Annotated in this window: 6 protein-coding genes; all 6 read left to right on the top strand. The window is 65.2% G+C overall.

The features are described 5' to 3' along the window. Positions 1-122 precede the first annotated feature (122 nt). The 6 genes from VNH11_12830 to VNH11_12805 all read left to right on the top strand — a co-directional run bounded on the left by VNH11_12830 (position 123) and on the right by VNH11_12805 (position 7,555). Positions 123-983: a glycosyltransferase family 2 protein gene (locus VNH11_12830; GenBank protein HVA47245.1), complete on the top strand. Its 861-nt coding sequence runs from the start codon at positions 123-125 to the stop codon at positions 981-983. Positions 984-991: 8 nt separating this feature from the next. Further along, positions 992-2,434, top strand: a complete 1,443-nt coding sequence (locus tag VNH11_12825) for a hypothetical protein (protein ID HVA47244.1) — start codon at positions 992-994, stop codon at positions 2,432-2,434. Next, positions 2,431-3,612, top strand: a complete 1,182-nt coding sequence (locus VNH11_12820) for a glycosyltransferase (protein ID HVA47243.1) — start codon at positions 2,431-2,433, stop codon at positions 3,610-3,612. Before VNH11_12825 ends, VNH11_12820 begins: the two co-directional genes overlap by 4 nt. Positions 3,613-3,916: 304 nt before the next feature. Next, entirely contained in the window at positions 3,917-5,422 is a 1,506-nt protein-coding gene (locus VNH11_12815) for a glycosyltransferase family 9 protein (protein ID HVA47242.1), read from the top strand. Between the two features lie 101 nt (positions 5,423-5,523). After that, complete coding sequence (locus VNH11_12810) at positions 5,524-5,661, top strand: hypothetical protein (GenBank protein ID HVA47241.1); 138 nt, start codon at positions 5,524-5,526, stop codon at positions 5,659-5,661. Positions 5,662-5,668: 7 nt separating this feature from the next. Further along, positions 5,669-7,555, top strand: coding sequence for a hypothetical protein (locus VNH11_12805; GenBank protein HVA47240.1), 1,887 nt, complete (start codon positions 5,669-5,671; stop codon positions 7,553-7,555). The last annotated feature ends 6 nt before the right edge of the window (positions 7,556-7,561 follow it).

Genomic DNA, 7,561 nt, shown 5'->3' with positions numbered 1-7,561 from the left:
GAGCGCCGGCCCACCGTAAACGACGTCGCTATCGGTGGGCCGGCGCTCGCAAGCTCGCTGGTCCCACCCTACGCCCAATGCGTCGCCAGCGGAACGCCAACAGAAGCCGAGCGGGAGGCCGCATGAAACCAACGCCGACCATCAGCGTGATCTCGATCGTGCTCAACGAAGAGCAAAACCTGCCGGGACTGCTTAAGCTCGTGCGGTGGGCCGACGAGGTAGTCGTGGTCGACGGCGGCTCGCGCGATGCCACGCGCGAGATCGCTCGCTCGTTCGGCGCACGGGTCTATCGACGCCCGTTCGACAACTTTGCCCGGCAGCAGAACTTTGCCCTCGGCCTGGCGCGCGGCGACTGGGTGCTTTCGCTCGATGCCGACGAACGGCCGACGGCGGCCATGATCGCGGAAGTTCGCAACCGAGTGACCCAGGGCCGGCACGATGCCTACCGCGTGCGCGTCCGCAGTTCGGTCTTCGGCCGGCGGATGCGCTTTTCCGGCACCCAAGACGATCGGCAAGTGCGGCTGGTGCGGCGTGGCCGGGCCTGGTGGCAGGGCGAGGTCCACGAAAGCCTCGAAGTGAAGGGAACGGTCGGGCAGTTGCGCACCTGGCTCGATCACGACCCGTTGCCGACGCTGGCCAGTTTTCTGGGCAAGATGCACCGCTATACGACCTTGGCGGCTAAGGCCCGCGCCGAGCGAAATCGTGCGCCGCGACAGGCCGACGCCTGGCTTTCGCCAGCGCGCGAAGTCTTTCGCCGGCTGGTCTGGAAACAAGGAATCTGGGACGGACCGCAAGGCTGGGCGTTCTGCCTGTTGAGCGGGCTTTCGGAGTGGGTGTTGGCCGACAAACATCGGCGCCTGTGGACCGTAGGGTGGGACCAGCGAGCTTGCGAGCGCCGGCCCACCGTTGGCGACGTCGTTTACGGTGGGCCGTCGCTCGCAAGCTCGCTGGTCCCACCCTACGACTCAACGGCCGCGGCATGAGGTATGAAATGAATGATCCGCTGCCGGAATTGCCGCTGCTGTTGCACGACGTGCCCAGCGGGCTGCGCCAGGCGCTGGCCCAAGAGGGCGTTCCGCACGTCGATCGGACAAGCGGCTGCGCGGGCCGGTTTGTATTGTTTGATTCGAGGAGGGCGGTTCCTGTTCTGGATGGCCGGCAGATCGGCATCGACCTCGACCACTTGCGTCGCGGCCGATCTCGCGATCCGTTCGAGGCACTGGCCGATGAACGCGCGGCGCGCCACGAATGGCGGATCGGCGGACTGGTGGTGTACGAGAGCGTGGCCCGCGTCGACCGACGCGCCGTGCGCTCGCGCCTCCTCGCCGATCTGCGCGTGCTGCTGGAGTCGGCCGGTGGACTGTGGCTATCCGTCGCTCGCTACCCGCATCCACACCAGAGCGCTTTTAGTTTTCGGCTCGATCATGACGACTACGACGAAACCGACTTCAACGCCACGCTGGCGGCAATCTGCGGCTATGAGCACAGCGTGAGCCATTACGTATGCATGGCGACGCACGCCCCATACCCGGAAGCGTTGGCCCGGCTGAGAGGCATGCACGTCGGCTCGCACGGCTGGTGGCATCACACCTATCGTGAGAAGGGCGACAACTTGGCCAATATCCGCCGCGGCATCGAGAGCCTGCACGCGCTTGGTCTCGGTCCGGTCGGCTTCGCGGCCCCGCACGGCCGTTTCCATCGCGGACTGCTGGAGGCACTCGACGAACTCGGCGTCAGCCACAGCTCGGAGTTCGGCCTGGCCTACGACGACTTGCCGTTCTTTCCGGGCCAGAGCAATGTGTTGCAAATCCCGATTCACCCTGTCTGTTTGGGCGTCTGCCTGGAAGCAGCTCGCCGCGCGCAGGACAAAGCGACCTGCGATGCCGATGTTGCCGCAGAACTGCTCGAACACTGGCAGGCCGTCATGGTTGAGAAGCACCGCACCGGCGAGCCTATCATCTTCTATGGCCATCCCGACCGCCGCCTGGGGCGTTTTCCGCAACTGCTGCGCGACGTACTGGATGCCGCCGCTCAACTGCCGAATACCTGGTGTACCACACTGGCCAACTTCGAAGCCTGGTGGCGGGCACGGTCGGCCGTGCGTTTAATGGCGGTGGGCCGCGGACAGCAAATCGAAATCACGTCGCGAGGTTTGCCGGCGGACCACCGCGTGGCCGTGGAAATCCATCGAGGCCAGCAGGTCGCCGCGGTCGAGCTCGATCGAGCGACTATCTCGTTCTCGACCGGCAGTTTGCCATGGCGAACACGGCAACCGCCCAGGACCATCCGACCGGCGATGGCAACCCATTCACCGGGTTTGCGCGCGGGTCTGCGGTTGTATCTCGACTGGGAGCGCGTGACGCCGATTGAAGAGATCAACGCCGACAACTGGCGCGGGTGGGCGAAACGAACTTTGCGGCGGATGCGAGCATGAGGTCACACGTTCCCGACATTGCGGAGGCGTCAGGCGTCAGGCGTCAGGCATCAGGCGCCGAGGTCGCACAGCCGCCCTCGGCTGTGCCAGCCGGCACATCGCCTAAATCGCCTTTGGAACAGCCCAAGCGAGATTTCCTGGCCCTAAGTGTTCTCTTGGCCGGCAAATTGACGGGCATGACCGCACCGGGCGGCGGAGAAACTCAGTTGCGAGCGATGGCGCAAGCACTACCGGAGGTCGGCGTCGAGGCGCGGCTCTGGCGTCCTTGGGAACACGACTTCGCGACTGCCGACTGCCTGCATCTGTTCGGCAGCGAGCCGGAGCATTTGACGGTGTTGCAGGCCGCCCGGCAACGGAGCATTCCGGTTGTGCTCTCGCCGATTGCCTGGTTCGACCTGGCGTCGTGCTGGCGTGAGCCTTGGTCTTTGAGCCAGCGCGGGCTGGCGTGTGTGAAGTTCCTGGTTCGCGCGGCTTTTCCCGCGCTCGCCTCATGGCGGCGGCGGCTTTATCACAGCGTTGACCTGCTGTTGCCGAATTCGCAGGCCGAAGCCGATCAGCTTATCCGCTATTTTCAGGTTCCGCCCCACCGCATCCGCATCGTGCCCAATGGGGCCGAGCGTCGTTTTTCGTCGGCCGAGGCCGAACCGTTCGCCGCCAAAGTCGGCTGCCGCGATTTCATCCTCTATGCCGGCCGCATCGAGCCGCGCAAAAACCAACTGACGTTTCTCCGCGCCATGGAAGGGATTGTGGTGCCGATTATTGTGTTGGGCAGCGTGGTGCCGGAGCATGAAGCGTACTTCGAGGCGTGTCAACGGACGGCCGGGCGAAACGTGCAGTTCATAGCCGGACTGGGTCACGACGACCCGCTGTTGGCCAGTGCCTACGCCGCTTGCGGTTGTCTGGTGCTGACGAGTTGGTACGAGACGCCGGGGCTGGTGGCGCTGGAAGCGGCCATGAGCGGCACGCCGCTGGTGCTGCCGCGCGGCGGCTGTGCCCGCGAGTATTTCGGTGATTTGGCCGCGTATGTATCGCCGGGCGATGTGGACGGCATCCGCCGGGCAGTGCTCGACGCCCTAAGCGCCGGGCGCTCGCCGCAGCTTGCTTCGCTGGTGCGCGAGCACTTCACCTGGCGCACGGCGGCCTGGGCGACGAGAGAGGCGTATGAATATGTGGTCTAGCGCAGGTCGCACCCACACGAACCCGAAGCGCAAGCGAGGCCTACCCGCCGGCGCGCCTCGCTGGCGCTTCGGGTTCGTGTGGTGGGCGAAATTCATCGTTAGAATTCCTCGAGCCGGCTTTAGCCGGCTGCGGCTGTTTGCCACCAGCTTTAGCTGGTGGCTTGCGGCACCGAGATCCGTTTTTCAGCCGGCTTTAGCCGGGCTTCTCGACCGCGGCTTTAGCCCTTGCGCGCCGCATGTCTACTCATGGATGTCTCGGCGCGATCGGGAAGCCCGGCTGAAGCCGGCTCAAAGAAAAATGAATATGACGGTCGCGAACCACCAGCTAAAGCTGGTGGCAAACGGTCAGGCCCGACTGAAGCCGGCTCGCGCCATGGTGACCACTCTACGTCGTCTTGCTCGGCAACACACGCCCTCTTCTTTGCGCCGGCGACGGGCGACGGGCCGCTATCGCTACGTCCGCTGGCGCTGGCACGTGCTTTTTGGCCTCATCGACCTCGTGGGCGATGCGGTGCGCAACGGGCTTAAACGAATTTCCAAATGTCGTAAGAAGAGCGGCCAGATTTGGCCCACACCGCGTTCGATTCTGCTGATCCAGCTCGATCACCTGGGCGATGCGGTGATGACGGCGGCTATTCTTCCGGCACTGCGCAGGCATTGGCCCGACGCGCGTATCGAGGTGCTGGCGGCGCCCTGGAATCGGGAAGTCTTCGACAACTGCGATGAGATCGATCGAGTCCACGTCTCGAGCGTCAATCGCTTTGCCCGTAGTTGGCGCCCACATTGGCCTTTGGCGCTGGTCCTTTGGGGGCTGCGGCTTCGCCACACGCGGTTCGACTTGGGCATCGACGTGCGTGGTGAGTTTCCCTTTGCGGCCGTCCTGTGGCTGGCGGGCGTGAAACAGCGGGTGGGTTGGGACTGCGGCGGCGGCGGTTTTCTGCTCACCGACAGCGCCAAGTTTGTGGCCGGCCGCCCCGAAATGCAGTCGCGGATGGCCTTGCTCAAGTTGATCGGCGTTGAGCCGCCGCAGGGCTTGCTTCTCAAGGAGCCGTGGTTCGTTCCGCCCGCCGCGGCGCGCGCATGCGTGCGCGAGAAGCTGGCCGCAACTGACCTTGTGAAGAGTCAGGCGGCCAACACACGCGACGATCAGAATTCTTACGAATTCTGCTACACGCCGCTGCTCGTGCTTCACGTCGGAGCGGGTACGGCGGCAAAGCGTTGGCCGGTGATGCACTGGCAGGAGCTGTTGGGCCGCGTGATCGTCGAGTATGGGGCGCGCGTCGTACTCGTCGGCGGCCATAGCGACCGGGTGATCGCTCGCCAGATGCTCGATGGGAAATCGTGGCCGGGGGTCAACGACTGGACCGGGCAGCTTAGCGTGGTCGAGACGGCGGCACTGATCGAGCAGGCCGATTTAATGGTCGGCGCCGATTCAGGCCCGGCACATCTGGCGGCGGCGGTCGGGACTCCGGCGATCGTGCTCTTCAGCGGCACCAATCGTGTCCGGCAATGGCGACCTTGGGGCCGTCGTGTAATCATCGTCAAACACTCGGTCGCCTGTTCGCCTTGCCATCTTCAGCGATGCCCGTTGATCGGCCCGTCCGCTTGCGGAGCAAGCGGGCTACGTAGCCCGCTTGCTCCGCAAGCGGAACCGCCGTCCTCATCCAGCCATCCGTGCATGAGCGGCATCGCGCCGGAAGCGGTGATGCAGCGTGTAAGGCTGCTTCTCGGCGCGAGCGATCTTGAAGTGAAGCACCAGACGGAAACCGGAACCGCCGCGGCTGCGGCTCCTGTTCCCTGTACCCTGTAACCCGTCCCCTGACCATGATTGCGCCGCTCGAAACCAAATCCGAACGTTGCTCGCCCCGCGTCTCACCGCGGCTCCGCGCGGCACGGTCTGTGATTGCCGCCATGCTGCTCGGCGATGCAGCGATGCCGGCGCCGACGATCGCCGCCTGGAAGGCTTGGCTGTTCGTTCTCTGGATATTCGTGACGGTAACGGCCTACGCCTTTTCGATGTCGGGCATGCCCTTCGCCTTAAGCCGTTGATGGTCCGATGCTCGCCTCTGGTTTATCACTGCTTGCGGTCGCCATTCTTGCGGTGGCCGCGTTCGGCATCGGCCGCCCGATGGTGCGCGGCCTGAAAGTCGCCGAGGGCGATTCTCTGGCGACCGGAGTGCTGAGCGTCGCGGCGGGACTCATCGCGGCCGGCCTGCTGTTGGCGGCGTTAGGGATGATCGGTTGCCTTTACCGACAGGTCATCGGCACGCTGACCCTGGCGGCCGCGTTCTGGGGCATCGGCGAACTGGGACGAGCGAATGGCAGCCGCGTATTGCGGGCCGCGGGGCGTGTGACCGGCGAGCAGTCACGACGTGAAGCCGGCGATGGTCCGCCGGCGTTGGTCGGCCGCGGCCTCGTCGCGCTCGCTGGGGTTGCCGTGCTCGCAACGGCCGTGGCGGCGCTGGCGCCACCGACGGCCGGCGACGCACTTTGCTATCACCTGGAACTGCCCAAGGTATTTTTGCGCGAGCACGCGATCGTCTACTTGCCCGATAGCGATAACTCTACCTATCCGCTGCTGATCGAGATGCTCTACCTCTGGGCACTGTCGATCGACGGCCCGGTAACAGCCCAGCTCGTTCATTACGGCCTGGGTATCCTGCTGGGTCTGGCTGCGGTGTTGCTGGCCAGTCCGATCGTCGGCCGGGCCTGGGCCTGGTGCGCCGGCGGCCTGACGCTGCTCGTGCCCGGCGTGGGCAACCAGATGGCGGCGCCCTTGAACGACGTGGGGCTGGCGGCCTTCACTACGCTGGCCCTGGCGGCCTGGTGGCGAGCGTGCGTGGAGGAGGAACATCCGCACTGGTGTCTGCTGTCGGGCTGGTTTTTGGGGGGCGCGCTGGGAACGAAACATCTGGCACTCGTCTTCGCTCTGGTCTCCGCCGCCGTGTTTGCCGGTTACGCCTGGCGGCAAGCGGCTTGGCGGCGCGTGTTTGCCGGGGCGGCGACTACGCTCGTGGTCGCGGCCAGTATCAGTGGCGTCTGGTATCTTCGGGCGGCGTGGCATCACGGCAATCCGGTCTACCCGTTCTTTCAAGAAGCGATTGCCGGCGGCGGTCGCCCGACGCTCGCCGCCGACAAAGCGCCGCTGGGCCGCGGCCTGCTGAATCTGCCTGCGGCACCGTGGGCCATTACGATGCACCCTGAGCGTTTCGGCGGGCGAGGGCACCAGCTTGGCGTGCTGTTTTTGGCCGTGTTGCCGGGACTGGCGGTTTGTCGTCGTCTGCGAGGAATGTCGCTGCTGCTGGAAATCTGCCTGGGCTACTTCGTCTGCTGGTACTTCCTGCGGCAGAACGTGCGGTTTCTGTTGCCGCTGGTACCGCTGGCCGGCGTGGCGGTGGTCTGGGTGATGATTGAAGCCCGACGCCTGCCGTGCTGGCCGAGGCGCCTGTTTGCCGTGGCCATGGCGGGGATGCTTCTGGCGAACACGGCGGTGAGCGTGCGGCGAAATCGCGATCGAGCGGCCGTGGCTTTAGGCTTGGAAAGCCGCGACGCGTATCTATCGCGTTGCGAGCCGAGCTATGAAGTGGCGTTGTGGGCCAATTCGCTGGGGCCGCAGGTGCGCTTGCTGAGCATGGAACAGCGGACCTTCTACTTCAACGGTCCCACAACGCGCGAAAACCTCTATCGGCGGCGGACCGCCTACGACCGTTCGCTCGCATCGCCGCGCGATCTCAGCCGGCGACTGCGCGACGACGGCTTCACGCACCTCTTGCTGGCCGACTCGACAGGCGGGACGGGCATCCACTACAACCAAACGCTCAGCCGGCTCGTCGAGCGGGCAATCGACGGCGATGGCGGTGCAACGTTGGAGTGCCTCACACAGCATACCTTTGAAGACGCCGACGGTGCCGTCCGACGCTATCGGCTGATGGCGCTTCGATAAAAGGCG

The sequence above is a fragment of the Pirellulales bacterium genome (assembly GCA_035533075.1).
Taxonomy (GTDB): domain Bacteria; phylum Planctomycetota; class Planctomycetia; order Pirellulales; family JAICIG01; genus DASSFG01.
This window is presented reverse-complemented; position numbering and strand designations above follow the sequence as displayed.

Excerpts from the sequence above, each read along its gene's own strand:
- VNH11_12820 (HVA47243.1), top strand. The coding sequence starts at position 2,431 with ATGAGGTCACACGTTCCCGACATTGCGGAGGCGTCAGGCGTCAGGCGT.
- VNH11_12805 (HVA47240.1), top strand. The coding sequence starts at position 5,669 with ATGCTCGCCTCTGGTTTATCACTGCTTGCGGTCGCCATTCTTGCGGTG.
- VNH11_12825 (HVA47244.1), top strand. The coding sequence starts at position 992 with ATGAATGATCCGCTGCCGGAATTGCCGCTGCTGTTGCACGACGTGCCC.
- VNH11_12810 (HVA47241.1), top strand. The coding sequence starts at position 5,524 with ATGCTGCTCGGCGATGCAGCGATGCCGGCGCCGACGATCGCCGCCTGG.
- VNH11_12815 (HVA47242.1), top strand. The coding sequence starts at position 3,917 with ATGACGGTCGCGAACCACCAGCTAAAGCTGGTGGCAAACGGTCAGGCC.
- VNH11_12830 (HVA47245.1), top strand. The coding sequence starts at position 123 with ATGAAACCAACGCCGACCATCAGCGTGATCTCGATCGTGCTCAACGAA.